The 24,194-nt window shown below is 72.3% G+C and carries 26 protein-coding genes; 23 read left to right on the top strand and 3 right to left on the bottom strand.

The genetic code is table 11. The annotated features are described in order from the left end of the window. The 9 genes from ABD127_RS11310 to ABD127_RS11270 form a co-directional block, all read left to right on the top strand. A partial coding sequence (locus ABD127_RS11310; protein ID WP_344201366.1) for a tRNA lysidine(34) synthetase occupies window positions 1-710 on the top strand: 710 nt, incomplete at its 5' end. Between the two features lie 4 nt (window positions 711-714). Further along, window positions 715-1,272 carry a hypoxanthine phosphoribosyltransferase gene (hpt, locus tag ABD127_RS11305; RefSeq protein WP_344201363.1) on the top strand — a complete coding sequence of 186 codons (558 nt, stop codon included), beginning with the start codon at window positions 715-717 and terminating at the stop codon, window positions 1,270-1,272. 126 nt (window positions 1,273-1,398) lie between these two features. Beyond that, entirely contained in the window at window positions 1,399-3,366 is a 1,968-nt protein-coding gene (gene ftsH / locus ABD127_RS11300) for an ATP-dependent zinc metalloprotease FtsH (protein ID WP_344201360.1), read from the top strand. Between the two features lie 3 nt (window positions 3,367-3,369). Beyond that, on the top strand, window positions 3,370-3,936 hold the full coding sequence (folE, locus tag ABD127_RS11295; RefSeq protein WP_344201357.1) for a GTP cyclohydrolase I FolE: 567 nt from the start codon (window positions 3,370-3,372) through the stop codon (window positions 3,934-3,936). A gap of 56 nt (window positions 3,937-3,992) precedes the next feature. Beyond that, on the top strand, window positions 3,993-4,793 hold the full coding sequence (gene folP / locus ABD127_RS11290; RefSeq protein WP_344202615.1) for a dihydropteroate synthase: 801 nt from the start codon (window positions 3,993-3,995) through the stop codon (window positions 4,791-4,793). Beyond that, window positions 4,790-5,215 carry a nuclear transport factor 2 family protein gene (locus tag ABD127_RS11285; protein WP_344201354.1) on the top strand — a complete coding sequence of 142 codons (426 nt, stop codon included), beginning with the start codon at window positions 4,790-4,792 and terminating at the stop codon, window positions 5,213-5,215. The genes folP and ABD127_RS11285 overlap by 4 nt, the downstream gene beginning before the upstream one ends. Continuing rightward, a complete protein-coding gene (gene folB, locus ABD127_RS11280) occupies window positions 5,215-5,592 on the top strand; it encodes a dihydroneopterin aldolase (RefSeq protein ID WP_344201352.1) in 378 nt (125 codons plus the stop codon). Before ABD127_RS11285 ends, folB begins: the two co-directional genes overlap by 1 nt. Next, on the top strand, window positions 5,589-6,152 hold the full coding sequence (gene folK, locus ABD127_RS11275; protein WP_344201349.1) for a 2-amino-4-hydroxy-6-hydroxymethyldihydropteridine diphosphokinase: 564 nt from the start codon (window positions 5,589-5,591) through the stop codon (window positions 6,150-6,152). Before folB ends, folK begins: the two co-directional genes overlap by 4 nt. Window positions 6,153-6,159: 7 nt before the next feature. Beyond that, window positions 6,160-6,666: a DUF3180 domain-containing protein gene (locus tag ABD127_RS11270; RefSeq protein WP_344201346.1), complete on the top strand. Its 507-nt coding sequence runs from the start codon at window positions 6,160-6,162 to the stop codon at window positions 6,664-6,666. Between the two features lie 116 nt (window positions 6,667-6,782). Here ABD127_RS11270 and ABD127_RS11265 read toward each other — a convergent pair whose 3' ends face one another. After that, window positions 6,783-8,417 carry a DUF885 domain-containing protein gene (locus ABD127_RS11265; RefSeq protein WP_344201344.1) on the bottom strand — a complete coding sequence of 545 codons (1,635 nt, stop codon included), beginning with the start codon at window positions 8,415-8,417 and terminating at the stop codon, window positions 6,783-6,785. Between the two features lie 315 nt (window positions 8,418-8,732). Between ABD127_RS11265 and ABD127_RS11260 the strand changes: the two genes are divergently transcribed. The 8 genes from ABD127_RS11260 (at window position 8,733) to ABD127_RS11225 (ending at window position 15,417) form a co-directional block, all read left to right on the top strand. Continuing rightward, the gene (locus ABD127_RS11260; RefSeq protein WP_344201341.1) at window positions 8,733-9,590 is read left to right on the top strand and encodes a Rossmann-like and DUF2520 domain-containing protein; all 858 of its coding nucleotides are present in this window, start codon (window positions 8,733-8,735) and stop codon (window positions 9,588-9,590) included. Then, entirely contained in the window at window positions 9,587-10,423 is an 837-nt protein-coding gene (gene panC, locus ABD127_RS11255; protein ID WP_344201338.1) for a pantoate--beta-alanine ligase, read from the top strand. The genes ABD127_RS11260 and panC overlap by 4 nt, the downstream gene beginning before the upstream one ends. A 2-nt stretch (window positions 10,424-10,425) precedes the next feature. Then, a complete protein-coding gene (gene panD / locus ABD127_RS11250; protein ID WP_344201336.1) occupies window positions 10,426-10,881 on the top strand; it encodes an aspartate 1-decarboxylase in 456 nt (151 codons plus the stop codon). Next, window positions 10,878-11,657 (top strand): type III pantothenate kinase, encoded by a 780-nt coding sequence (locus ABD127_RS11245; protein WP_344201333.1) that lies wholly within the window; start codon window positions 10,878-10,880, stop codon window positions 11,655-11,657. Before panD ends, ABD127_RS11245 begins: the two co-directional genes overlap by 4 nt. A gap of 154 nt (window positions 11,658-11,811) precedes the next feature. Further along, window positions 11,812-12,726: an ABC transporter ATP-binding protein gene (locus tag ABD127_RS11240; RefSeq protein ID WP_344201331.1), complete on the top strand. Its 915-nt coding sequence runs from the start codon at window positions 11,812-11,814 to the stop codon at window positions 12,724-12,726. Beyond that, window positions 12,723-13,508: an ABC transporter permease gene (locus ABD127_RS11235; RefSeq protein WP_344201327.1), complete on the top strand. Its 786-nt coding sequence runs from the start codon at window positions 12,723-12,725 to the stop codon at window positions 13,506-13,508. Before ABD127_RS11240 ends, ABD127_RS11235 begins: the two co-directional genes overlap by 4 nt. Before the next feature lie 15 nt (window positions 13,509-13,523). After that, the gene (locus ABD127_RS11230; protein ID WP_344201325.1) at window positions 13,524-14,780 is read left to right on the top strand and encodes a sensor histidine kinase; all 1,257 of its coding nucleotides are present in this window, start codon (window positions 13,524-13,526) and stop codon (window positions 14,778-14,780) included. Next, a complete protein-coding gene (locus ABD127_RS11225; protein ID WP_344201322.1) occupies window positions 14,773-15,417 on the top strand; it encodes a response regulator in 645 nt (214 codons plus the stop codon). Before ABD127_RS11230 ends, ABD127_RS11225 begins: the two co-directional genes overlap by 8 nt. Before the next feature lie 15 nt (window positions 15,418-15,432). On the opposite strand, the gene ABD127_RS11220 is transcribed toward ABD127_RS11225, so the two are convergent. After that, window positions 15,433-16,182 (bottom strand): M15 family metallopeptidase, encoded by a 750-nt coding sequence (locus tag ABD127_RS11220; RefSeq protein ID WP_344201319.1) that lies wholly within the window; start codon window positions 16,180-16,182, stop codon window positions 15,433-15,435. Window positions 16,183-16,299: 117 nt separating this feature from the next. Here ABD127_RS11220 and ABD127_RS11215 point away from each other — a divergent pair, with 117 nt between their 5' ends. The 3 genes from ABD127_RS11215 (at window position 16,300) to lysS (ending at window position 18,386) form a co-directional block, all read left to right on the top strand. Then, window positions 16,300-16,491: a CsbD family protein gene (locus ABD127_RS11215; RefSeq protein ID WP_344201316.1), complete on the top strand. Its 192-nt coding sequence runs from the start codon at window positions 16,300-16,302 to the stop codon at window positions 16,489-16,491. A 76-nt stretch (window positions 16,492-16,567) separates the two neighbouring features. Continuing rightward, a complete protein-coding gene (locus ABD127_RS11210; protein WP_344201314.1) occupies window positions 16,568-16,837 on the top strand; it encodes a GlsB/YeaQ/YmgE family stress response membrane protein in 270 nt (89 codons plus the stop codon). 43 nt (window positions 16,838-16,880) lie between these two features. Beyond that, a complete protein-coding gene (lysS, locus tag ABD127_RS11205) occupies window positions 16,881-18,386 on the top strand; it encodes a lysine--tRNA ligase (protein WP_344201312.1) in 1,506 nt (501 codons plus the stop codon). 147 nt (window positions 18,387-18,533) lie between these two features. Here the strand turns inward: lysS and ABD127_RS11200 are convergent, their stop codons facing one another. Next, window positions 18,534-20,177 carry a putative PEP-binding protein gene (locus tag ABD127_RS11200; RefSeq protein ID WP_344201310.1) on the bottom strand — a complete coding sequence of 548 codons (1,644 nt, stop codon included), beginning with the start codon at window positions 20,175-20,177 and terminating at the stop codon, window positions 18,534-18,536. 173 nt (window positions 20,178-20,350) lie between these two features. On the opposite strand from ABD127_RS11200, the gene ABD127_RS11195 reads away from it, so the two are divergent. Genes ABD127_RS11195 through ABD127_RS11185 form a run of 3 tightly spaced genes read left to right on the top strand, consistent with a single transcriptional unit; the run spans window position 20,351 to window position 24,180 of the window. Then, window positions 20,351-21,118, top strand: a complete 768-nt coding sequence (locus ABD127_RS11195) for a DeoR/GlpR family DNA-binding transcription regulator (RefSeq protein ID WP_344201308.1) — start codon at window positions 20,351-20,353, stop codon at window positions 21,116-21,118. Next, complete coding sequence (locus tag ABD127_RS11190) at window positions 21,115-22,101, top strand: 1-phosphofructokinase family hexose kinase (protein ID WP_344201306.1); 987 nt, start codon at window positions 21,115-21,117, stop codon at window positions 22,099-22,101. Before ABD127_RS11195 ends, ABD127_RS11190 begins: the two co-directional genes overlap by 4 nt. A gap of 9 nt (window positions 22,102-22,110) precedes the next feature. Further along, window positions 22,111-24,180, top strand: coding sequence for a PTS fructose transporter subunit IIABC (locus ABD127_RS11185; protein ID WP_344201304.1), 2,070 nt, complete (start codon window positions 22,111-22,113; stop codon window positions 24,178-24,180). Window positions 24,181-24,194 lie beyond the last annotated feature (14 nt).

Raw genomic sequence — 24,194 nt, 5'->3', positions numbered from 1 at the left:
AGGTCGTGGCCGTGGAGGTCGGAGACACCGGAGGTCCGGAGGCCGCCGCCCGCACGGCCCGGCTCGACGCGCTCCGCCGCCGCGCGGCTGAGACCGACGCCGTGGCCGTCTGTCTGGCGCACACCCTCGACGACCAGGCCGAGACCGTCCTGCTCGGGCTCGGCCGAGGTTCCGGCGCCCGTTCGCTCGCGGGGATGGCGCCCCGCACCGGCCTGCTCCGCCGCCCCTTCCTGGCCCTGCGCCGCAGCGAGACCGTCGCGATCTGCGCGGCGCAGGGGCTCGAGCCGTGGAACGACCCGCACAACGCCGACCCCCGCTACCGGCGCGTGCGCGTGCGCCAGGAGCTTCTGCCGCTGCTGGACGACGTGCTCGCCGGCGGCGTCGCGGAGGCGCTCGCCCGCACCGCGACGCAGCTCGGCCGCGACCTCGACCTGCTCGAGGCGATGACGTCGGCCTGGCTCGACGCGCACCCGGATCCGCGCCTGCCCGAGCTGGCGGCGCAGCACCCCGCGATCCGCTCGCGCGCGCTCCACCGCCTGGCCGTCGCGGCCGGCGCGACCCCCGGCGAGACGACCGCCGAGCACGTCGCCCGCCTCGACTCCCTCGTCACGACGCCGACCGGCGGACGCCGCATCGAGCTGCCCGGCGGTGTGACGTGCACCCGGGAGGCCGATCGCCTCCGCTTCGCTCCGACCTCTGTGGCACGCTGAGCACGTGGACCGCGCACACATCGAAGACGACCTCGATCCGAGCCAGACCCTCTTCACGGAGGAGCAGATCCAGGCCCGCCTGAAGGAGATGGCGGTCCAGATCCAGGCCGACTACGAGGGCCGTGACGTGCTCCTCGTGGGCGTGCTCAAGGGCGCCGTCATGGTCATGGCCGACCTCGCCCGGTCGCTGGACCGCCACGTCGAGATGGACTGGATGGCCGTGTCGTCCTACGGCTCCGGCACCAAGAGCTCCGGCGTCGTCCGGATCCTCAAGGACCTCGACGCCGACATCAGTGGCCGCGACGTCCTGATCGTCGAGGACATCATCGACACGGGCCTCACGCTGTCGTGGCTCGTGGCCAACCTGAAGTCGCGCAAGCCGGCCTCGGTCGAGATCGCCACCCTGCTGCGCAAGCCCGACGCCCTGCAGATGGAGGTCGACGTCAAGTACGTCGGTTTCGACATCCCCAACGCCTTCGTCGTCGGCTACGGCCTCGACTACGGCGAGCGCTACCGCAACCTGCGGTGCATCAGCACGCTCGCCGAGCACGTCTACCGCTGATCCGACGCACGTGACGTCCGCGTCACCGGAACCGGACGAAGTGCCCGGACGTTGGTCATCCGTGACCGTCCCACGTGTACGGTTCACCTACCGTCGATCACTGAGGAGAGGGTGGGCCGACGCCCCATGAACGTGAAGCAGATCCTGAAGGGCCCCTGGCTCTGGATCATCGTCATCGCCCTCGTCGTGATCGGCATCCTCCAGTTCTCGTCGTCCTCGGACGGCTACCGCGAGGTCAAGACCTCGACGATGGTCGGCTACCTCGAGGGCGACAAGATCAAGGAGCTCACCTTCATCGAGGGCGAGCAGCGCATCGAGGCGACCCTCAAGAAGGACGACGAGCAGGTCCGCGCGACCTGGCTCGGCGACCAGGGCGCCCGCCTCGTCGAGTCGGCCGAGACCGCGGTCGCCGACAAGAAGCTGCCGAGCTTCGACGTCAAGAACCCGCAGACCAGCCCGCTCGTCTCGCTGCTCTTCACGCTCCTGCCGATCCTGCTGATCGTCCTGATCCTGTTCTGGTTCATGGGTCGCATGCAGGGCGGTGGCGGCGGCGTCATGAAGTTCAGCAAGTCGCGCGCCAAGCTCATCACGAAGGACACCCCGCAGACCACGTTCGCCGACGTCGCCGGGTGCGACGAGGCGATCGAGGAGCTCGGCGAGATCAAGGAGTTCCTCTCCGAGCCCGCGAAGTTCCAGGCGGTCGGCGCGAAGATCCCCAAGGGCGTCCTGCTCTACGGCCCGCCCGGCACCGGCAAGACGCTCCTGGCGCGCGCCGTCGCGGGCGAGGCCGGCGTGCCGTTCTACTCGATCTCGGGCTCCGACTTCGTCGAGATGTTCGTCGGCGTCGGCGCCAGCCGCGTGCGTGACCTGTTCGAGCAGGCCAAGTCCAACGCCCCCGCGATCGTCTTCATCGACGAGATCGACGCCGTCGGTCGCCACCGCGGCACCGGCATGGGCGGCGGCCACGACGAGCGCGAGCAGACGCTCAACCAGCTGCTCGTCGAGATGGACGGCTTCGACGTGCGCGGCGGAGTCATCCTCATCGCGGCCACGAACCGCCCCGACGTGCTCGACCCGGCGCTCCTGCGCCCGGGCCGCTTCGACCGCCAGATCGGCGTCGAGGCGCCCGACCTCAAGGGTCGCGAGACGATCCTCAAGGTCCACGCTCGTGGCAAGCCGATCGGACCCGACGTCGACCTGGGCAGCGTCGCCAAGCGCACACCGGGCTTCAGCGGCGCCGACCTGGCCAACGTCCTCAACGAGGCGGCCCTGCTCACGGCGCGCAACAACGAGAAGGTCATCACCAACGAGACCCTCGACGAGGCGATCGACCGCGTCATGGCCGGCCCGCAGAAGCGCACCCGTCTGATGAACGAGCACGAGCGGCTCGTCACGGCGTACCACGAGGGCGGCCACGCGCTGGTGGCCGCGGCGCTGCCGCAGAGCGACCCCGTGCACAAGATCACGATCCTGCCGCGCGGTCGTGCCCTCGGCTACACGATGGTCCTGCCCGACGAGGACAAGTACAGCCAGACCCGCGCCGAGCTGCAGGACAAGCTCGCCTACATGATGGGCGGCCGCGCCGCGGAGGAGCTCGTCTTCCACAACCCCACCACGGGCGCCGGCAACGACATCGAGAAGGCCACCGGCCTGGCGCGCGCGATGGTCACGCAGTACGGCATGAGCGAGCGCGTCGGCGCGATCAAGCTCGGCAGCGACAACAGCCAGCCGTTCCTCGGCGCCGGCACCGGGATGGGTCACACGCGTGACTACTCCGAGCGGGTCGCCGCGCTCGTCGACGACGAGGTCACGCTGCTCATCAGCAACGCGCACCAGGAGGCCTTCGACATCCTGGCCGAGAACCGCGACGTCCTGGACTCGCTGGTCGTCGAGCTGATGGAGAAGGAAACCCTCGACAAGGCCCAGGTCGCGCGCATCTTCGAGCCCCTGCGTCGTCGCGACATCCGCCCGGCCTGGACCGGTTCGGACACCCGTCAGCCCTCGCAGCAGCCCCCCGTCGAGATCGCACCGGCGCAGCCCGCCGTGTCCGACGACGGCCTCGACGTCGGTCCCGAGTCCGGCGGAACGGTCTGAGCCGTGGCGGTCGACCACGCGCGTGCCGAGGCGGCGATCCGCGAGCTGCTGATCGCGATCGGTGAGGACCCGGACCGCGAGGGCCTGCGCGAGACGCCGGCCCGCGTGGCCCGGTCGTACGCCGAGCTCGTGGCCGGTCTCGACCAGGACCCGACCGAGGTGCTCAACGCGACGTTCGACGTGGGCCACGACGAGCTCGTGCTGGTCAAGGACATCGAGATGTGGAGCATGTGCGAGCACCACCTGGTGCCGTTCTTCGGCGTCGCGCACATCGGCTACATCCCCGCCGCCGAGGGCAACGTGACGGGCCTGTCGAAGCTGGCACGCCTGGTCGACGTCTTCGCGCGCCGCCCCCAGGTGCAGGAGCGGCTGACGACCCAGATCGCCGACGCCCTGACCGACGTCCTGAAGCCGCGCGGCGTCATCGTCGTGCTCGAGGCCGAGCACCTGTGCATGACGATGCGCGGTGTCCGCAAGGGCGGCGCCCGCACGATCACCAGCGCCGTGCGCGGACAGCTGCGCGAGGTGGCCACCCGAGCCGAGGCGATGAACCTCATCAGGGGCTCGTGACCCGCCCCCAGATCCCCGGGCTGGCCGGTGCTGCTCCGGCGGGCCGCACGCTCGTGATGGGCGTCGTCAACGTCACGCCGGACTCGTTCTCGGACGGCGGTCGCTGGCTCGACGCGGACGCGGCGATCGCCCGTGGCCGACGGCTCGTGGCCGACGGCGCCGACCTGGTTGACGTGGGCGGGGAGTCGACCCGCCCCGGCGCGACCCGCGTGGACGAGCCGACCGAGCTCGAACGGGTCGTCCCGGTCGTGCGCGAGCTCGCGGCCGACGGGGTGGCCGTCTCGGTCGACACGATGCGCGCCTCGGTGGCAGCGGCAGCCTGGGAGGCCGGTGCCTCGCTCGTCAACGACGTCTCCGGTGGCCGGGCCGATCCCGAGATGCTGCAGGTCGTCGCCGACGCCGGTGCACCGTTCGTCGTGATGCACTGGCGGGCCCACTCGGCGTCGATGCAGCACGCCGACCACACCCACTACGACGTCGTCGTCACCGATGTCGTGCGCGAGCTCGAGCGCCAGGTCGCCGACGCCCTCGACGCGGGCGTCCGTGCCGATCGGCTCGTGGTCGACCCCGGGCTCGGCTTCTCCAAGACGGGGGAGCAGAACTGGGAGATCCTCGCGTCGCTCGAGGCGTTCGCCGCACTGGGTCACCCGCTGCTGGTCGCGGCCAGCCGCAAGCGCTTCCTGGGCGAGCTGCTGGCCGACGGCGACGAGCTGCGGCCGACCGACGGACGCGACGACGCCACGGCGGCCTTGTCCACCGTGTCGGCCCGGGCAGGCGCCTGGGCCGTGCGCGTGCACGAGGCACGACCGTCCGCCGACGCCGTCCGCGTCGTGGCGCGGTTGGGAGCGCAGGCGTGAGCGGCGACGTGCTGGCGGTGCACCGCAGCTTCTACGAGGCCATCGAGGCCGGCGACGTCGACCTCATGGCGGCGCTCTGGGTCGACCGCCCCGACACGTCGTGCGCCCACCCGGGCACGACTCCGGTGCGCGGCACGTCGGGCATCCTGCGCTCCTGGACGATGCTGATGGCCCAGGCGGGCTACCTGCAGTTCTTCCTGACCGACGTGCAGGCCGCCTTCACCTCCGACGGAGCCGTCGCGATCGTCACGTGCACCGAGAACATCCTGTCCGGCCACGGTCTCGAGAGCCCGGAGAGCTTCGCCGGCGGGAAGGTCACGAGCACCAGCGTCCTCGTGCTGCGGCAGGGACGGTGGCAGTTCCACACCCGCCACGCCTCGCCCATCATCGACTTCGACGCCGAGCCCCTCGAGGAGGACTGATGGCGATCCCCGACGGTCTCGACCGCATCGAGCTGACCGGCCTGCGCGGCTTCGGGCACCACGGCGTGTTCGACCACGAGCGTCGCGACGGCCAGGAGTTCGGCGTCGACGTCGTCCTCGGGCTCGACCTGACGGCCGCCGGCACGACCGACGACCTGGCCGAGACGGTGCACTACGGCGAGCTCGCCGACAGCATCCACGGGGTCCTGGTGGGTCCTCCCGTGGACCTCATTGAGACGTTGGCACTGCGTATGGTGGACTTGTGTCTGACGGACGCCCGCGTGCAGTGGGCGAGCGTCACGGTGCACAAGCCGAACGCGCCCATCACGCCCACGTTCACCGACGTGGCCGTCACGATCGAGCGGAGCAGACGATGACCGAATCGCCCACCCCCTACGTGCTGGACGCCGACACCATGACCGGCGGGATGCGACCCATCCGCCAGGGCGTCATCGCGATCGGGTCCAACCTCGGCGATCGCCACGCCCGCCTCCAGGGCGCCGTCTCGGCGCTGGAGGACACCCCCGAGGTGCAGGTCGTCGCGATCTCCTCGGTCTACGAGACCGAGCCCGTCGGCGCCCCCTCGGGCTCCGAGAAGTTCCTCAACGCGGTCGTCCTGATCGACACGACCCTCACGGTCCACACGCTGCTCGACCGCGCGCTGGCCATCGAGGACGCGTTCGGTCGCGAGCGCAGCGAGCCCAACGCTCCGCGCACGCTCGACGTCGACGTCATCGTGGTCGGCGACCGTGTGGCCGACGACGAGTCGCTGCAGCTGCCGCACCCGCGGGCGCACGAGCGGGGCTTCGTCCTCGTGCCGTGGCTCGAGGTCGACCCGGAGGGCCAGATCCCGGGCCAGGGCTTCGTCGCGGACCTGATCGGCGACATCGACACCAGCGGGGTCGTCAAGCGCGAGGACCTCGAGATCCTGCTCTGACGCTCTGATGAGGTCCGTCCGTCCGACCTCGGTGCGCCTGCTGGCCGTGCTGGTCAGCCTGGGGCTGCTGGTCGGTGCGCTCCTGCCGGGTCTGGTCCGACGGGCCGGCGGCGAGGTGCCGGTGCTCTCCTGGGGTCCGGCGCTGCTGCTGTCGATCGCGGCCGGCATCGTCGGCGTCGTCGCCTTCTCCACCTGGAAGTCGGTGCACCGCGAGCGGCAGCGGGTCAACGCCGACCGGGCGCTGTTCCACCTCGCGCTGGCGCACGCCTCCTCCCGGGTGGGGGCACTGTTCCTCGGCGCGTACGCGGGGTTCGCGCTGGCCTACCTCGACGCGTTCGAGACCGTGAACGGCCGCGACCGGGTGGTCCACGGCGGCGCAGCGGCGCTGGCTGCGGCACTCCTGCTGGCGGCCGGGCTCCTGATGGAGCGCGCCTGCCGCCTGCCCGCGGACGACGACGAGGACGACGAGGACGACGACGGCTCCCGGTCGAAGGCCCGCCCCACCCCCACCTGAGCCGCCGCACGCCCTTCGAGGCCACTCGTTCCTCGCGGCACCTCAGGGCGCGGAGAGCTGACCGCCCCCTGAGGTGCGACGAAGGAGCCTCGAAGGGGTCACCTCCGGCGGGCGGCTCAGCCCAGCAGGGTCTGGCGCAGGGTGCCGAGGCCGACCCCGCCGAGGGCCAGGGCGTCGGCGTGGAACCGGCGCAGGTCCGGGCCGTGGACGGCGACCCAGTCGTCGCGCAGCCGGGTCCACTCGCGCTCGCCGATCTTGTACGACGGTGCCTGCCCCGGCCAGCCGAGGTAGCGGTTCGACTCGAACCGCACGAAGCCCTCGTCCATGTGCATGTGCTGACGCATGAACGGCAGCACGTCGTCGCCGCGCCACGGGCCCGATCCGTCGGGCTTCGGCAGGCCGAGGTGCACGCCGATGTCGACCACGACGCGAGCGGCGCGCTGGCGCTGGGCGTCGAGCATGCCGAGCCGGTCGCCCGGGTCGTCGAGGAAGCCGAGGTCGGCCATCAGGCGCTCGGCGTAGAGCGCCCAGCCCTCGCCGTGACCCGAGTTCCAGCTCGTGCGGCGCCAGCCGTTGAGCGTCGTCGCGGCGGCCACCGCGACGCCGCACTGGAGGTGGTGCCCCGGTACACCCTCGTGATACACCGTCGTGCGCTCGCGCCACGTGCCGAACTCGGTGACCTCTGGCGGCACGCTCCACCACATCCGCCCGGCTCGCGAGAAGTCCTCGCTCGGCGGCGTGTAGTAGATCCCGCCGGTCTGGGTCGGCGCGATGCGGCACTCCAGGCGGTGCAGCGGTTCGGCGATGTCGAAGTGCGTGCCGTCGAGGGCCGCGATGGCGGCGTCGCTGGTCTCCTGCATCCACGCCTGCAGGGCGTCGGTGCCGTGGAGCTTGCGCGCGGGGTCGGCGTCGAGGGCCGCGATCGCGTCGGCGATCGAGCCGCCGGGCACGATCTGGCGGGCGACCTCCTCCTGCTCGGTGACCATGCGTCGGAGCTCCTCGACGCCCCACGCGTAGGTCTCCTCGAGGTCGACCTCCAGGCCGACGAACGAGCGGGACGCCAGCGCGTAGGCCTCCCGGCCGGCGGCGTCGTCCTCACGCGCCGCGGGGGCCAGGGTGCGGGTCAGGAACTCGCCGAGCCGGGCGTAGGCTGCCGCGGCGTCGGCCGCCGCGGCGCTGAGCTCGCCGCGCTGGCCCTCGGGCCCCTGGTCCGCGAGCGTCGTGAAGAACGACGCGGGGCCGGCGAGATCGCGGACCTGGCCCAGCACCTCGCGCACCTGACGCACGGCCGGGGTCTGGCCGAGGTCGATGCCGTCGGTCAGGGAGGCGACGTAGCCGTCGACGGCCGCCGGGACGTTGCGGAGGCGTCGGGCCACGTGGTGCCAGTCGTCGTCGGACTCGGTGGGGACGAGGTCGAAGATCTCGCGGATGCCCTGGGCCGGGGACGCGATGACGTTGAGGTCGCGGCGCCACTCGCCGGACTCGTGCAGCTCCACCGCGAGGCCCAGCGTGCGCTCGAGCTCGAGCGCGGTCACGCGGTCGACCTCGTCGAGCGGCTCCGTGGCGGCGACGGCGCGCAGGGTCGCCCGGGCGGCGTCGGCCATCGCGGCGTGCCCGTCGGGGGAGAGGTCGGCGTACTCGCCCTCCCGGCCGGGGCGGCCCAGCTCGACGTGCCACTCGGGCTGCAGCTCGAGCAGCGTCTCCAGCCAGTCCTCGGCGACGCGGTCCAGGGGTGTCGGGGTGCGCTCCATGCATCGACGTTAACGGTTGGTCGCCACCGGTGGCCTGAGTGACCGCGCGCGGTGGCCGCCGACAAGCGGGCACGGACGACCCACCGGGGCGGGGACCGGAGATGATGCATTCGGGCAGCCCTGGATGCCGGAAAGCATCGTCCCCGGTACGGCGGTCGACAGGGACGATGCGTCGAGGTTGCGGGCGGTGCCCAGATGCATCATCTCCGGTCCCGCGTGACGGGGGTCACGGGGACGGCCACCCGGGCCCGGCGTAGACTGGCGGCGTCAGTTGGTCTGGTACCCGTCCGGGACTGGAATCGAAAGGCAACACTCATGTCGATCGCCCCTGTGGGCATCATCGGTGCCGGCCGCGTCGGTGCCGTGCTCGGTGCTCGTCTCCGCGCCGCGGGTCACCCCGTCGTCGCCGTCAGCGCCCGATCCGAGGCCTCCCGCCTCCGGGCCCGCACGCTGCTTCACGGCGTGCCGGTGCTCGATCCCGCCGACGTCGCGCGCGCGGGTGACGTCCTGCTGCTCGCGGTGCCCGACGACCTCCTCGAGGACGTCGCCGCCGAGCTCGCCCCGCACGTCCGGCCTGGCCAGCTGGTCCTGCACACCAGCGGTCGCCACGGTCGCGCCGTGCTCGCCGCGCTGGAGGCCCGCGGTGCCCGCACTGCCGCCTTCCACCCGGCGATGACCTTCACCGGCAGCGACGTCGACCTCGACCGCACGTGCGTCATGGGCCTCACGGCCGCCGACGCCGACCGCGCCGAGGTCGAGGCGCTCGCGCTGGCCGTCGGCGGCACCCCCGTGTGGGTCGCCGAGAGCGATCGCGTCGTCTACCACGCAGCTCTGGCGCACGGCGCCAACCACGTCGTCACCGTCGTGAACCAGGCGATGGACCTGCTGCGCTCGATCGGCGTCGCCGACCCGTCGGCCGTGCTCGAGCCGCTGCTGCGGGCCTCGGTCACCAACACGCTCGCGTACGGCGACGCCGCGTTGACCGGCCCGGTCGCCCGCGGCGACGCGCGCACCGTCAGCGCCCACGTCGACGCGATCGCGGACGCGGAGATCGCCGCCACCTACACCGCGCTGTCGGCGGCCACGATCGAGCGCGCCCTGCGCGACGCCCGCATCGACGAGGACACCGCCGCCTCGCTGCGCGACTCGCTCTCCGAGGGAGCCGAGCGATGAGCCCCCGGGTCGTCCGCACCGCGGCGGAGCTGCGCGCGCTCGAGGGCACGATCGCCCTCGTACCGACGATGGGCGCCCTCCACGACGGCCACGTGCAGCTCATGAAGCACGCTCGGCCGCTGGCCGACACGCTCGTGGCCTCGATCTTCGTCAACCCCACGCAGTTCGCCGCGGGCGAGGACCTCGACTCCTACCCCCGCACGTGGGAGGCCGACCTGGAGCGCTGCGAGGAGGCCGGTGTCGATGTCGTCTTCGCCCCCGAGGTCGCCACGATGTACCCCGCCGGTCTCGACGACCAGGTCATGGTCGATCCCGGGCCGCTGGGCGCGATCCTGGAGGGCGAGCAGCGCCCCACCCACTTCCGCGGGGTCCTGACGGTCGTCGCCAAGCTGTTCGGCCTGGTGCGTCCCGACGTCGCGGTGTTCGGCGAGAAGGACTACCAGCAGCTCGCCCTCATCCGCCTCATGGTCGACGCCCTGTGCCTCGACGTCGAGGTCGTCGGCTGCCCCACGGTGCGCGAGGCCGACGGTCTCGCGATGAGCTCACGCAACCGCTACCTGGCTCCCGACGAGCGCCAGCGCGCCGTCGCCCTGAGCCAGGCTCTCGACGCGGGCGTGGCCGCCGGCAGCCACGGTCCCGAGGCTGCGCGCGCTGCGGCGCTCGCCCGCCTCGCCGACTTCGGGGTCGTGCCCGACTACGTCGCCGTCACCTCGCCCGACCTCGGTGACCCCACCCCGGGCGAGGCCCGGATCCTGATCGCCGCCCGCGTCGGCAAGCCCCGACTCCTCGACAACCGCGCCCTGACCCTGGGTCGCGCCCCGGAAGGAAGCTGACCATGCTCCGCACCCTGATGACCTCCAAGATCCACCGCGCCACCGTGACGCAGGCCGACCTGCACTACGTCGGATCGGTCACGGTCGACGCCGACCTGCTCGACGCCGCCAACCTGATCCCCGGCGAGCAGGTCCACATCGTCGACATCGACAACGGCGCGCGCCTCGTGACGTACGTGATCGAGGGCGAGCGCGGCTCGGGCGTCATCGGCATCAACGGCGCCGCGGCCCGCATCGTGCAGCCCGGGGACCTCGTGATCCTCATCGCCTACGGCCAGATGGAGGACGCCGAGGCGCGGGTCTTCGAGCCGAACGTCGTGTTCGTCGACGCCGGCAACCGCATCATCGGCACGGGCTCCGACCCGGCCGAGGCGCTGCCCGGCACGGGCCTGATCCGCGGCGACGTGACGCTGGGCTCCGACGTGCGCGACAACCCCCTGGTCGCGAGCCGCGCGTGACCCTCCTGACCCTCGACGTCGGCAACAGCCAGACCGTCATCGGGGTCTTCGACGGCTCCACGCTCGTCAACCACTGGACCGTCTCGTCCGACGCGCGCCGCACGGCCGACGAGTGGCACCTGCTGGCCCTCGGGTTCGTGCGCTCTGCGGGCCTCGCCGACGTCGAGGCGGTCGCGATGTGCTGCACCGTGCCGTCGATCCAGGTCGAGCTGCGCGCGATGCTGGACCGTCACTACAGCGCGCTGCCGGTCTCGGTCGTGGGCCCCGGCGTCAAGACCGGCATCCCGATCCACACCGACAACCCCCGCGAGGTCGGCGCCGACCGCATCGTCAACGCGCTCGCCGCGGCCGAGCTCTACGGTGGCCCGGCGATCGTGGTCGACATGAACGGCACCGCCACGATCTTCGACGTGGTCGACGAGTCCAACCGCTACGTCGGTGGCGCGATCGCCCCGGCGATCGAGCTGTCGCTCGAGGCCCTCGCCCGTCGCGGTGCCCAGCTGCGCAGCGTCGAGCTCGCCGCTCCCCGGGGCGTGATCGGCAAGAACACCGTCGAGGCGGTCCAGTCAGGCGCGGTCTACGGCTTCGCCGGACTCGTCGACGGGCTCGTGGAGCGGATGATCACCTCGCTCGAGGCCGACGCCGACGACGTCGCGGTCATCGCCACGGGCGCGTACTCCGACGTGGTGATCGACCACTGCACGACCATCACGCACCGCGACCCCTGGCTCACCCTCACCGGCCTCCGGCTCGTCCACGAGCGCAACCATGATTGAGGACGCAGAAAGGTTGGGTGTCGGGCGCGGCCGGCGCGCGCGACGGTGCCGTGCCACGCCCGTCGGGCAGGGGCACGACTGACCACCCGATCGGCGCCGACCTCCAGCCGATCAGGTGATGCGCCGCTCTGCCGCCGGCCGTGAGGCTGGAGTCATGACGATGATCGAGGTGCGCGGACTGCGCAAGACCTACGGCAGCACGGTCGCGGTCGACCGGGTCGACCTGGAGGTGGCCGAGGGCGAGGTGCTCGGCGTTCTCGGCCCCAACGGAGCCGGCAAGTCGACGACGGTCGAGTGCATCGCCGGACTGACCAGCCCCGACGCGGGGACCGTGCGGGTCGCCGGCCTGGACCCGATAGCCGATCGCGACGCCGCGCGGCGGCTGGTCGGGGTTCAGCTCCAGGAAGCCGGCCTGCAGGCGAAGCTCACGGTGCGCGAGGCGTTGAGGCTCTTCGCGTCGTTCCACGAGCATCCGCGTGACGGCATCGAGCTCGCCGAGCGTCTGGGCCTGGGCGAGAGGCTCGACCACCGGTACGCCGCACTGTCGGGCGGTCAGAAGCAGCGGATCGCGATCGCGCTGTCTCTCGTCGGCCGCCCGCGCGTCGCCCTGCTCGACGAGCTGAGCACGGGTCTGGACCCGGAATCGCGCCGACAGGTCTGGGACCTCGTCGAGGAGATCCGCCACGACGGCACGACGATCGTGCTCGTCACGCACTTGATGGAGGAGGCGCACCGCCTCTGCGACCGGCTGGCGCTGATCGACCGTGGACAGGTCGCGGCGGTCGACACTCCTGCCGGGCTGATCGGCCGCTCTGCGGCGCCGACCGTTATGACGTTCGACCCGGTTCGGCCCGTCTCCGTCGAAGCTCTGGCCCGTCTCGACGGCGTCGCCGACGTCAGTGAACGTGGCGGTCGCGTGCAGGTCGTCGGCACCGACGATGCCGTGCTGCTCGTGCTCGACCACCTCGGCAGGTCCGGGGTGCGGCCGACACGGCTGCGCGTGAGCGAGACCTCCCTCGACGACGCCTACCTGGCACTGGTGACCAGCTCCGAGGAGGAGACCGCATGACCGCGCCCACGACACCCGCCACCACGCCCCGCCGCGGGCAGGGCCGGCCGGCCCTCGCGCTCGTCGCGACGGAGGCACGACTCCTCCTGCGCGAGCCAGGGACCCTGTTCTGGATCATCGCGTTTCCCGCCGCACTGCTGACCGTGTTGTTCCTGATCCCGTCGTTCCGCGAGGCCGATGCCGACCTCGGCGGCCTTCGGGTCGTCGACCTGTACCTGCCCGTCGCCGTGATCCTGTCGGCGCTGACGGCAGGAGTGCAGACGATGCCGGCAACGCTCGCGACCTATCGCGAACAGGGTGTGCTCAAGCGCATCGCCACGACACCCGCCCGTCCGTGGCAGCTGCTTGCCGCGCAGTGGGTCGTGCACGGGGTCGCGGTGCTGGCCGGATCGGTGCTCGCCGTCGTGCTCGGCGTGACGGCCTTCGGCATCGACGTCCCCGGATCGCCCGCGGCGTACCTGCTGGTCCTGGTCCTGGCGCTGCTCGCCATGCTCTCGCTCGGCGGTGTGATCGCGGGCGTCGCTCCGTCCACCAGGATTGCCGCGACGATCAGCACGATCCTCTACTTCCCCCTCATGTTCACGGCCGGCGTGTGGCTTCCGGTGCAGGTCATGCCGGGGCTGCTCGGCACGATCGTCGAGGCCACACCGCTCGGCGCCGCCGCCCGTGGGCTCGACGCCGCAGCCGCCGGCGACTGGCCCGACACGCAGCACCTCCTGGTGCTCGTCGTCTGGACCGTGGGTCTGGCCGCACTCTCCGCGCGATACTTCAGGTGGAAGTGAGCGAAGGGGACATCGATGACGGACGACGTTGCGGGGAGCCGCAGCTGGGACGCGATCGTGCGCCTCGGCCCGCTGCTGCTCCTGGCGGTCGCGATGACCCTCGTCGTGGTGACGCGCGACAGCTCGGTCGGCGGTGGTGGTGGCAGCGGCTCCGTCGTGGTCTGTGGGGCCATTGCGCTCGTCGTGCTGGTCGCGCACCTGTGGTGGGTGGAACGTCGCTGGGGTCAGCCGCTCGACGGTCGTGGCGGGCAGGTCTACTGGGCCGGCCGCACGGCGCTCGGGTTCGTCGGGTCCCTGTTCAACCCGCTGTTCGGGCTGTTCGCCACGATCGGCTACTTCGACAGCAGTGCATACTTGCCCCGACGGTTCCTCGTCATCGCGATGGCGCCCGTCGCCGTGACGATGGCCGGCACGCAGTCCGGCGGCCTTCCACCGACCTCGACCGACCAGCTGGCGCTGTTCAGCGCGCTGCTGGTGCTCAACGGTGGCATCTCGATGGTGCTGGCCCGCGTCGCGGTCGAGGACGTCGACGAGACAGATCGACGAGTCGCCGCGATGGCCGAGCTGGAACGGACCAACGAGAAGCTCCGGCTCGCCCTGGAGGACAACGAGCGCTTGCAGGCCGCGCTGCTCGCCCAGGCGCGCGACGCGGGCGTGCACGAGGAGAGGGAGAGGCTGGCGCTCGAGATCCACGACACGATCGCGCAGGGTCTGATCGGCATCGTGACCCAGCTCCAGGCCGCGCGCGACACCGGTGACCTGGCGGCAGCGGCCGACCACCGCGAGCGAGCGGCGGACCTCGCACGGGAGGCGCTGGGAGAAGCGCGTCGGTCGGTCCAGGGACTCGGTCCCTCGGGTCTCGACGACGCTGATCTCGACACGGCCGTCCGCGAGGTCGTCGACCGCTGGTCCACGGTCTCGGGCGTCCGCGCCGAGCTGGTCGTAACGGGAGACCCCGAACCGGTCTCCGGCGATGTCGCCGCTGCCGTCCTCCGGGTGACCCAGGAGGCACTGACCAACGTCGCGCGGCACGCCGCCGCGAGCCGCGTCGGCGTGACGATCGCCTTCACGCCCGACGAGGTCGTGCTCGACGTCCGCGACGACGGTGCCGGGTTCGACCCGGTGCAGGACCATGCGACCGAGGTCGGCGGCTTCGGGCTTCCCGGCATGCGCACCCGTGCGGCCCGGGTGAGCGGAGAGCTCGTGGTGGAGTCCGAGCCCGGCGAGGGCACCGCGGTGTCGCTGCGGGTCCCGGCGGTGAGCCGTGGCTGACCAGCAGGGCGCTGGCCCGATCCGGCTCGTGATCGTCGACGACCACCCGGTCGTGCGCAACGGGCTCCGCGGGATGTGCGAGGCGTCCGACAAGTTTCTCGTCGTGGGCGAGGCGTCCGACGGCGTCGAGGCGGTGCGGGTCGTGACCTCGCTCGATCCCGACGTCGTGCTGATGGACCTGCGGATGCCCGGCGGCAGCGGGGTCGAGGCGATCACCGAGCTCGTCGCGCGAGGGATCCGCGGCCACGTGCTCGTGCTGACGACCTACGACGCCGACCGCGACATCATGGCCGCGCTCGACGCCGGCGCCACCGGCTACCTCCTCAAGGACGCTCCCCGCGACGAGCTCTTCGCCGCGATCCGCGCGGCCGCTGCAGGACGGTCCGCGCTGTCGCCCACGGTGGCGTCGCGGGTCGTCTCGCGGGTGCGTTCGGACTCGGACTCCCTCAGCACCCGGGAGTCCGACGTGCTCGCACTCGTCGCGCAGGGCCAGTCGAACCGGCAGATTGCGAAGTCGTTGTTCGTCAGCGAGGCCACGGTCAAGACGCACCTCGGCCACGTGTTCACCAAGCTCGGCGTGGCCGATCGAGCGGCAGCGGTGGCCGAGGCCTACGAGCGCGGGCTGCTGGGGTCGTGACACCCGATCGGCGGGTCAGTACGCCGACGACAGGCCGTAGTACTCCTCGACGGTCTTGCCGGAGGCGGTGAGCTCGGTCGCGAACTCGACCCCGAAGTAGCGCAGGTGCCACGGCTCGTACTTGAAGCCGGTGACCGCCTCCTTGCCGTCGGGGTAGCGCACGACGAAGCCGAAGCGGTGGGCGTTCGCGGCGACCCACTGGCCCGCCGGCGTCTGGCCGAAGCTCATCGAGAGCTGGTTGACGTCGATCGCGAGCCCGGTCTGGTGCTCGGAGTGGCCCGGGCGCGCCATGCCGCGATCGGCCACCTCGACGCCGACCTGCGCGACCCGCTGGGCGTAGTTGTCGGCCTGGTGGGCGAAGCTCCGGTGGCCCGAGATGATCGCGAGGCTGATGCCGGACGCCGCCGCGTCGGCCTGCATGGCCGCGAAGGCCGCGTCGACGGCGGGGTCGAGGCCGGCCGGGCCGAAGGACTCGGGCAGCGCGTAGGTCTTGTTGACGATGACGTGCCCGCCGATCCGCAGCACCCCGTCCGGCCCCACCAGGACCTCCTGGCGATCGAGGAACGACGTCGGAGCGGTGGTCGTGAACGTCGGCGTGGGGCTGGGCAGCGCGGGCAGGGTGGGCGCCGCGGTGGGGGCTGCGGCGGCGTGCGAATGGGAGGTGAGACGTGTCTCACCGACCGTCGCCACCACGCCCAGCACGGCGGCGACGGCACCGATCGCGACCGCGGAAACGAGCCGTCGGTCCAGGCGCGGGCTGCTCATCGAGCACGACGCTACCCGGCCCCTCCGCCTCCGCCTCCCGAGTTGCGCGCGCCCACCGCCGACCTACCGTGGACGTGAGGGCCGGACCCGCCGGCTCGTGATCGATCAGGAGGACGCATGGGTATCGCCGACAAGGCTCAGAACACTGCCGAGAAGCTGGTTGGTCAGGCCAAGGAGAAGGTCGGGGACGTCACGAACAACGACGACCTCAAGGCCGAGGGTCAGGCCGACCAGGCCAAGGGCAGCCTCAAGAACGCCGGCGAGGACGCCAAGGACGCCGCCGGCAACGTCAAGGACGCCTTCAAGTAAGCACGTTTCTCTCGGGGAGGGTCGGGCCACGGGCCCGGCCCTTCGCCGTCCTCTTCCCCTCTGAAGGAGCACCACCATGATCGGATTCCTGCTCGGCCTGCTGATCGTCGGCCTGATCGCGGGTGCCGTCGCCCGCCTGCTCGTCCCGGGTCGGCAGAACCTGTCGATCCCCGCCACGATCCTGGTCGGCGTCATCGGCTCGTTCGTCGGTGGCTTCCTCGGCAACCTGTTCTTCCACGCCGACGCCTCGTTCGACACCGCGGGCGTGATCGGTTCGGTCATCGGCGCCGTCATCGTGCTGCTGGTCTGGATCAAGGTCTCCGGTTCCGAGAAGACCAAGCGCTGACGCGACCTGCGAGTGACGCCGGTCGCACCACTACCCTGAGTGCGTGACCGACGTACCTGTGTCCGAGCCCGAGGACGACCTGCCGGAGCAGCTCCGCATCCGCCGCGAGAAGCGGCAGGAGCTCCTGGACTCCGGCCGCGCGCCGTACCCGATCTCGGTCCCGCGCACCCACACGCTGCGCCAGGTCGTGGCGGAGTTCGACCCCGAGACGCTCGGCGCCGACCACCACTCGGGTCAGGTCGTCTCGGTGACGGGTCGCGTCATCTTCCAGCGCAACACCGGCAAGCTCTGCTTCGCCCGGCTGCGCGAGGGCGACGGCACCGAGCTGCAGGCGATGCTCTCGCTCGCCGAGGTGGGCGAGGAGTCGCTGGCCGACTTCAAGCGCCTCGTCGACATCGGCGACCACCTGTCCGTCACGGGCGAGGTCATCACGAGCCGCCGGGGCGAGCTGAGCGTCGCCGCCACGTCGTGGGACCTCGCGGCCAAGACGCTGCGACCGCTGCCCAACGAGCACAAGCCGCTCTCGGACGAGGCGCGCACCCGGCTGCGCTACGTCGACCTGATCGTGCGCCCGGAGGCCCGCGACAACGTGCGCGTCAAGGCCAAGGTGCTGCAGTCGCTGCGTGCCACGCTCGACGGCCGGGAGTTCATCGAGGTCGAGTCGCCCGTCCTGCAGCACACCAACGGCGGCGCTGCGGCGCGCCCGTTCTCGACGCACGTCAACGCCTTCGACGAGCCGGCGCTCCTGCGCATCGCGCTCGAGCTGCACCTCAAGCGCTCGCTGGTCGGCGGCATCGACCGGGTCTACGAGATCGGCAAGACCTTCCGCAACGAGGGCGTCGACAACACGCACAACCCCGAGTTCATGATGTTGGAGGCGTACGAGGCCTACGGCGACTACGACTCGATGGCCGAGCTGACGCGGGCGCTCGTCGTGAACGCCGCGCGGGCCGTCGGTCGCACCACGGTGCCGGCGCGGGACGGGTCGACGATCGACCTCGAGGCCGACTGGCGCCACGCCACGGTGCACGAGCTCGTCAGCGACGCGGTGGGCCAGCCGGTCGACGTCACGACGTCCGAGACCTCGCTGCGCGAGCTCGCCGACCAGCACGGCGTCGCGCTCCAGCCGGGCTGGGACGCGGGCCAGGTCGTGCTCGAGCTGTACGAGAAGCTCGTCGAGCACACCCTGATCCAGCCGACTTTCGTGCGCGACTACCCGGCGTCGGTGCGGCCGCTGGCCAAGAAGCACCGCTCCACCGAGGGGCTCGTGGAGGCGTGGGACCTCATCATCAACGGTGTCGAGCTGGCGCCGGCGTACACCGAGCTCAACGACCCGGTGATCCAGCGCGAGCGGCTCGAGGAGCAGGCGCGCCTCGCGGCGGCGGGCGACCCCGAGGCGATGGACGTCGACGAGGACTTCCTGCGCGCGCTGGAGTTCGGCATGCCCCCGGCCGGCGGCGTCGGCCTGGGCGTCGACCGCCTGGTGATGCTCCTGCAGGGCATCGGCATCCGCGAGGCGATCCTCTTCCCGATCACCCGCGCCGAGTGACGCGGTCGGCTGACCGCTGCCGTGCGCGGGTGACAAGCAGCAAGGACCACACCCGCGGGCGGTGAGTGAGGAACCTGTGGCAGGGCCGGGCGGTGAGTTGGGGACCTGTCAACAGGCGGGACACGTCCCTAACTCACCGCCCGTCGGTCAGGTGAGGAGGGCGCGGACGGCGGTGCGGGCGGACTCGGGGTCGTCGGCGGTGAGCGCGGCGTGGGCCGCGGCGCGGCACTGCTCGTACGTCACCGAGGCGACCTGGGCGCCGACGCTGCGCACCGCCGTGGCGGCGCACGAGAGCGACGAGACGCCGAGGCCGACCAGCACGCAGGCCAGCAGCGGATCGGCCGCAGCCTCGCCGCAGACGCCGACGGGCTTGCCGGCGCGCAGCCCCGCGGCGGCGACCTGCTCGATCAGCATCAGCAGCGCCGGCTGCCACGGGTCGGTCAGGTGGCTCAGCGCAGGAGCCATGCGGTCGGCCGCGAACGTGTACTGGCTGAGGTCGTTCGTGCCGATCGACAGGAAGTCGACGTGCTCGAGGATGCGGTCGGCCAGCAGCGCGGCGGACGGCGTCTCGATCATGACGCCGGCCTGGAGCCCGCGCCCGTGGACCTTCTCGGCGAGCGCGGCGGCCTCGGAGGTCACGGCGACCATCGGGGCCATGACCCAGACGTCGGCCTCGGCGCCCTCGGCCGCCTGGGCGATCGCGTCGAGCTGGTGGTCGAGGAGCTCGGGCCGCGAGGTCGCGATGCGCAGCCCGCGGATGCCGAGGGCCGGGTTGGGCTCGTCGCCCATGTCGGCGAACTGCAGCGGCTTGTCGGACCCGGCGTCGAGGGTGCGGACGACGACCTTGTGCCCGGCGCCCACGGCGTCGAAGACGGCGCGATAGATCTCGGTCTGCTCCGCGACGGTCGGCTCGGCACTGCGCTCGAGGAAGCTGAGCTCGGTGCGGTACAGGCCGAAGCCCTCGATCGGCTGCTCGGCGGCCGTGCGGGCTCCGGCGCCGTCCTGCACGTTCGCGAGGACCTGCACGGCGTGGCCGTCGGACGTCGCGCCCGGACCCGTCCAGGAGGCTCCGGCCGAGCGACGGGCGGCGTCGGCCAGCTGGCGTGCCTCGACGTCGGCGGGCTCGGGGTCGATGACGACCTCGCCCGTCGTGCCGTCGACGAGGGCCGCGGTGGCGGAGTCGTCCAGCGGCAGGTCGGTGACGCCGACGACGCAGGGGATGCCGAGCTGGCGGGCGATGATCGCGGTGTGGCTCGTGGTGCCGCCCAGGCGGATCGCGATCGCGACGACGCGCTCGGGGTCGAGGCCGGCGGTGTCGGCGGGGGCCAGGTCGTCGGCGAACAGGACTGACGGCACGTCCGGCACGGGGACGCCCGGCTCGGGCACGCCGAGCAGCTCGGCCACGACGCGGTCGCGCACGTCGTGCAGGTCGGTGACGCGCTCGGCCATCAGGCCGCCGGCCGCGGTGAACATCGCGGCGAGGTCGTCGACCGCGCGCGTCGTGGCGGTCGCGGGTCCGGCGCCGTCGGCCTGCTTGGCGACGAACGTGGCCAGACCCCGGTCGGCCGCCATGCCGGCGGTGGCCTGCAGCACCTCGGCCGCAGCGCCGGAGGCGTGCGCGGCGCGGGCCGTGAGGCGTTCGGCGACGACGGCGGCTGCGGCGGTGAAGGCGGCGACGGTCGTGTCGCTGTCGGTGAACGGCTCGTCAGCGGGGGCCTCGGCGCGCGCGCCGGGCCGCACGACGGGGCCGGCTCCGACGCCGGGGACGACGGGGGTACCGGTGGTGCTCATCTGACTCCTGACAGTGACCGGGGCGACACGTTCGCGAGGATTTTTTCACGGATGTGCTTGACGTCACGCCACGTTAACGCGTAGAACAACACAAAGCAACATAAATCCACACGAATCCACAACGGCGGAGGGAGCCGCTGCGGATCACGTGGGACGGACGAGAGAGGACCGCTGTGTACGCATCCGAACGACGGACCGCCCTGGCGCACAAGCTCCGGGTCGACGGCCGGGTGAGCGTCGTCGACGCTGCCACCGAGTTCGGGGTGTCCGGCGAGACCGTCCGGCGCGACCTCGCCGCCCTGGAGCGCCACGGCGTGGCGCGGAGGGTCCACGGCGGCGCGGTCGCGCGCACCTCGGTCCAGGCCGTCGAGCTGGGGCTCGTCGAGCGCGAGGGGCGCCAGGCCGAGCAGAAGACCGCGATCGCGGTCGCCGCGCTGGCGTTCCTGCCCGAGGTCGGTGGCAGCATCATCGTCGACGCCGGCACGTCCACCGCGGCCCTGGTCGAGCAGCTTCCTCACGACCTCCCGCTCGTCGCGATCACGCACGGCGTCGTCACCGCGGCCCAGCTGGCGCGGTCGTCCTCGGTCGACCTCAACGTGCTCGGCGGCCGGGTGCGAGACGCCACGGGGGCCGCGGTCGGTCCCGGCACGGTCGCCGCGTACGGCCAGGTCGGGGTCGACGTCGCCTTCATCGGCGCGAACGGCGTCTCGCCCGAGCGTGGGCTGACGACGGCCGACTTCGCGGAGGCTGCGGTCAAGAGCGCGATCGTCGCCTCGGCCCGACAGACCGTCGTGCTCGCCGACGCGACCAAGCTCGACACCGACTTCGTCGTCACGTTCGCGGCCCTCGACGACGTCGACGTGCTGGTGACCGACACGAGCGCGTCGCCCGAGGCGATCGCCCGGATCCGCGAGGCCGGCGTCGAGGTGGTGCTCGCATGAGCCCGACTCGCTCGATCGTGACCGTCACGGCCAACCCGGCGATCGACCGCCTGGTCGAGCTCGACTCCCCGCTGGAGCGCGGCGGGGTCGTCCGCACGGCCCCTCCCGTCGACCAGCCCGGCGGCAAGGGCGTCAACGTCGCGCGGGTCATCTCCGCCGCGTCGCAGTCCGTGACCGCGGTCTTCCCGGCGCGGGAGCACGACTCCTTCGTGTCCGCGGTCCGCGAGACGGGTCTGCGCCACGTCGCCGTGCCGACGTCGTCGCGGGTGCGGGTCAACCTGACGCTCGCCGAGGCCGACGGCACCACGACCAAGCTGAACGCCCCGGGCGCGGAGCTCGTCGGCGTCGAGCTCGAGACCTTCACGCGCACCGTCGTGGAGTCCTCGATCGGTGCCTCGTGGGTCGCGCTGTGCGGCTCGCTGCCGCCGGGCGTCCCGGCCGCCTGGTATCGCGACGTGACGGTCGCGCTGCGCGAGCTGGGCGTCCGGGTCGCCGTCGACACGTCGGGCGAGCCGCTCTCGGCGACCCTGGCCGAGCCTGCGTCGGCGCCCGACCTCGTCAAGCCCAACGCGCAGGAGCTCGTCGACCTCGTCGGAGGCGACGCCGATGCCGTCGAGGCCGATCCGCGTCTGGCCGGCGAGCTCGCGCAGACCCTGCGCGCCGAGCGCGGCCCCGCGATCGTCCTGCTGACGCTCGGCGGCGCCGGCGCCGTGCTGGCCACCGCCCTCGGCACCTGGTTCGCCCCGTCGCCGCGCATCCGCCCGCTCAGCACGGTCGGCGCGGGCGACTCCGCCCTCGCCGGCTACCTGCTGGCCGACGCAGCTGGCGCCGACGCGCCCTCCGCGCTGGTCAGCGCCGTGCTCCACGGCAGCGCCGCTGCCGCCCTCCCGGGCTCCACGCCCCCACGTCCGTCGGACGTCGCCGCCCTCGAGGCGTCGGTCGCCCGCGAGCTGTTCGATTCCCCCACCCGGCACCACCTCTGAAGGACCGTCATGTCATCACTCATCACCGCTGACCTGGTCAGCCTCGACGTCGATCACGGCGCGCAGGCCTCCGACGTCATCGCCCGCCTCGCGGCGTCGGTCGCGGCTGCGGGCCGTGCCACGGATGCCGACCAGCTCGCGTCCGACGCCTTGGCCCGTGAGGCGCAGTCCGCCACCGGCCTGCCCGGCGGTCTCGCGATCCCGCACTGCCGCTCGACCGCGGTGACCGAGCCGACGCTCGCCTTCGCCCGCCTCGCGCAGAAGGCCGACTTCGGTGCGCCCGACGGTCCGGCCGACCTCGTCTTCATGATCGCCGCGCCGGACGGTGCGGGCACCGAGCACCTCAAGCTGCTCTCGTCGCTCGCCCGGGCCCTGGTGCGCCAGGAGTTCACCGACGCCCTGCGCGCTGCCAGCACGGCCGACGAGGTCGTCGCGCTGGTCGACGGCGTCGTCGCGCCGGCCGAGGCGGCTCCGGCCGCCGAACCGGCCGCCGAGCCGGCCGCCGAGCCCGCCGCCCCGAAGCACGCCGCGGCCCCCAGCGACGCCTTCACGGTCGTCGCCGTCACCGCGTGCCCCACCGGCATCGCGCACACCTACATGGCCGCCGACTCGCTCAAGCAGGCCGCGGAGGCCGAGGGCATCGACCTCCAGGTCGAGACGCAGGGCTCGTCGGGCAGCACGCCGCTGTCGCCCGAGACCATCGCCGCCGCCGACGCGGTCATCTTCGCGACCGACGTCGGCGTGAAGAACGAGGGCCGCTTCGCCGGCAAGCCCGTCGTCGTGAGCGGCGTCAAGCGCGCCATCAACGAGCCGTCGGTCATGCTCGCGGAGGCCCGCAGGGCCGCGACGGACCCGAAGGCGCGTCGCGTCGGCGGCACGGTCGACACCTCGGCCGCCGAGGCCGAGGGCGCGAGCTTCGGCCTGAAGCTGCGTCAGTGGCTCCTGACCGGCGTGAGCTACATGATCCCCTTCGTCGCCGGCGGCGGACTGCTCATCGCGCTGGGCTTCCTGCTCGCCGGGTACGAGTACAACGGCGATCCGGCCCGAGCGGTCTTCGACGAGTTCTCCCTGACGAACCTGCCCCCGGCGGGCGAGAACGCCCTGTTCGGCAGCGCGTTGCTGACCTACCTGGGATCCCTGCTCAACGTGCTGGGTGGCCTGGCGTTCGGGTTCCTCGTCCCGGCCCTGGCCGGCTACATCGCCTACGCGATCGCCGACCGCCCCGGCATCGCGCCGGGCTTCGTGATGGGAGCGCTCGCCTCCAGCATCGGAGCCGGGTTCCTCGGCGGCATCGTCGGCGGTCTGCTCGCCGGCCTGGTCGCGAGCTGGCTCGCGAAGCGCGAGGTGCCGCGCTGGCTGGCCGGGCTGATGCCGGTCGTGATCATCCCGCTCGTGACGATCTTCCTCGTCGGGCTCGTGATGCTCCTGCTCATCGGCAAGCCGATCGCCGACGCCTCGCAGGGCCTGGAGAACTGGCTCAACGGTCTCTCCGGCGGCTCCATCGTGCTGCTCGGCGTCATCCTCGGCCTGATGATGGCCGTCGACCTGGGCGGGCCGATCAACAAGGCCGCCTACGTGTTCGCGACGACGGGCCTGACGGCGGACGCGATCGCCAACGGCGGCACCGAGGTCAAGATCATGGCCGCGGTCATGATCGCCGGCATGGTCCCGCCGCTCGCGATGGCGCTGTCGACGGCGGTGCGTCCGCGCCTCTACACCCCGGCCGAGCGCGAGAACGGCAAGTCGGCCTGGCTGCTGGGCGCTGCGTTCATCTCCGAGGGCGCGATCCCGTTCGCGGCGGCCGACCCGCTGCGCGTGATCCCGTCGATGATGCTCGGATCGGCCACGGCCGGCGCCATCTCGATGGCGGCGGGCGTCACGTCCGCCGCGCCGCACGGTGGTGTGTTCGTGTTCTTCGCGATCGACCACGTCATCTGGTTCTTCGTCGCGATCATCGTCGGTACGCTCGTCAGCGCACTGTCGGTCACGCTGCTCAAGCAGCTGGGGCACGCCCGTGCCGACGACTCGTTCGAGTACGAGCACGAGACCGTCCCCGCCACGACCACCGTCCGCGCCTGACCGTCCCCTGAAGG

It is taken from the genome of Aeromicrobium alkaliterrae, assembly GCF_039529015.1.
In the GTDB taxonomy this organism is placed as follows: Bacteria; Actinomycetota; Actinomycetes; order Propionibacteriales; family Nocardioidaceae; genus Aeromicrobium; species Aeromicrobium alkaliterrae.
Note: the sequence above shows the minus strand (reverse complement) of the source record. Positions and strands in the feature narration are given on the sequence as shown.

What these genes read in the sequence shown, in the direction of transcription:
- folK (WP_344201349.1), top strand. Translation starts at nt 5,589, where the DNA reads ATGACCGAATCGCCCACCCCCTACGTGCTGGACGCCGACACCATGACC.
- ABD127_RS11265 (WP_344201344.1), bottom strand. Translation starts at nt 8,417, where the DNA reads ATGGAGCGCACCCCGACACCCCTGGACCGCGTCGCCGAGGACTGGCTG.
- ftsH (WP_344201360.1), top strand. Translation starts at nt 1,399, where the DNA reads ATGAACGTGAAGCAGATCCTGAAGGGCCCCTGGCTCTGGATCATCGTC.
- folP (WP_344202615.1), top strand. Translation starts at nt 3,993, where the DNA reads ATGGGCGTCGTCAACGTCACGCCGGACTCGTTCTCGGACGGCGGTCGC.
- ABD127_RS11240 (WP_344201331.1), top strand. Translation starts at nt 11,812, where the DNA reads ATGACGATGATCGAGGTGCGCGGACTGCGCAAGACCTACGGCAGCACG.
- ABD127_RS11270 (WP_344201346.1), top strand. Translation starts at nt 6,160, where the DNA reads ATGAGGTCCGTCCGTCCGACCTCGGTGCGCCTGCTGGCCGTGCTGGTC.
- panC (WP_344201338.1), top strand. Translation starts at nt 9,587, where the DNA reads ATGAGCCCCCGGGTCGTCCGCACCGCGGCGGAGCTGCGCGCGCTCGAG.
- ABD127_RS11210 (WP_344201314.1), top strand. Translation starts at nt 16,568, where the DNA reads ATGATCGGATTCCTGCTCGGCCTGCTGATCGTCGGCCTGATCGCGGGT.
- panD (WP_344201336.1), top strand. Translation starts at nt 10,426, where the DNA reads ATGCTCCGCACCCTGATGACCTCCAAGATCCACCGCGCCACCGTGACG.
- ABD127_RS11260 (WP_344201341.1), top strand. Translation starts at nt 8,733, where the DNA reads ATGTCGATCGCCCCTGTGGGCATCATCGGTGCCGGCCGCGTCGGTGCC.
- folB (WP_344201352.1), top strand. Translation starts at nt 5,215, where the DNA reads ATGGCGATCCCCGACGGTCTCGACCGCATCGAGCTGACCGGCCTGCGC.
- ABD127_RS11215 (WP_344201316.1), top strand. Translation starts at nt 16,300, where the DNA reads ATGGGTATCGCCGACAAGGCTCAGAACACTGCCGAGAAGCTGGTTGGT.
- ABD127_RS11190 (WP_344201306.1), top strand. Translation starts at nt 21,115, where the DNA reads ATGAGCCCGACTCGCTCGATCGTGACCGTCACGGCCAACCCGGCGATC.
- ABD127_RS11200 (WP_344201310.1), bottom strand. Translation starts at nt 20,177, where the DNA reads ATGAGCACCACCGGTACCCCCGTCGTCCCCGGCGTCGGAGCCGGCCCC.
- ABD127_RS11220 (WP_344201319.1), bottom strand. Translation starts at nt 16,182, where the DNA reads ATGAGCAGCCCGCGCCTGGACCGACGGCTCGTTTCCGCGGTCGCGATC.
- ABD127_RS11235 (WP_344201327.1), top strand. Translation starts at nt 12,723, where the DNA reads ATGACCGCGCCCACGACACCCGCCACCACGCCCCGCCGCGGGCAGGGC.
- ABD127_RS11185 (WP_344201304.1), top strand. Translation starts at nt 22,111, where the DNA reads ATGTCATCACTCATCACCGCTGACCTGGTCAGCCTCGACGTCGATCAC.
- ABD127_RS11230 (WP_344201325.1), top strand. Translation starts at nt 13,524, where the DNA reads ATGACGGACGACGTTGCGGGGAGCCGCAGCTGGGACGCGATCGTGCGC.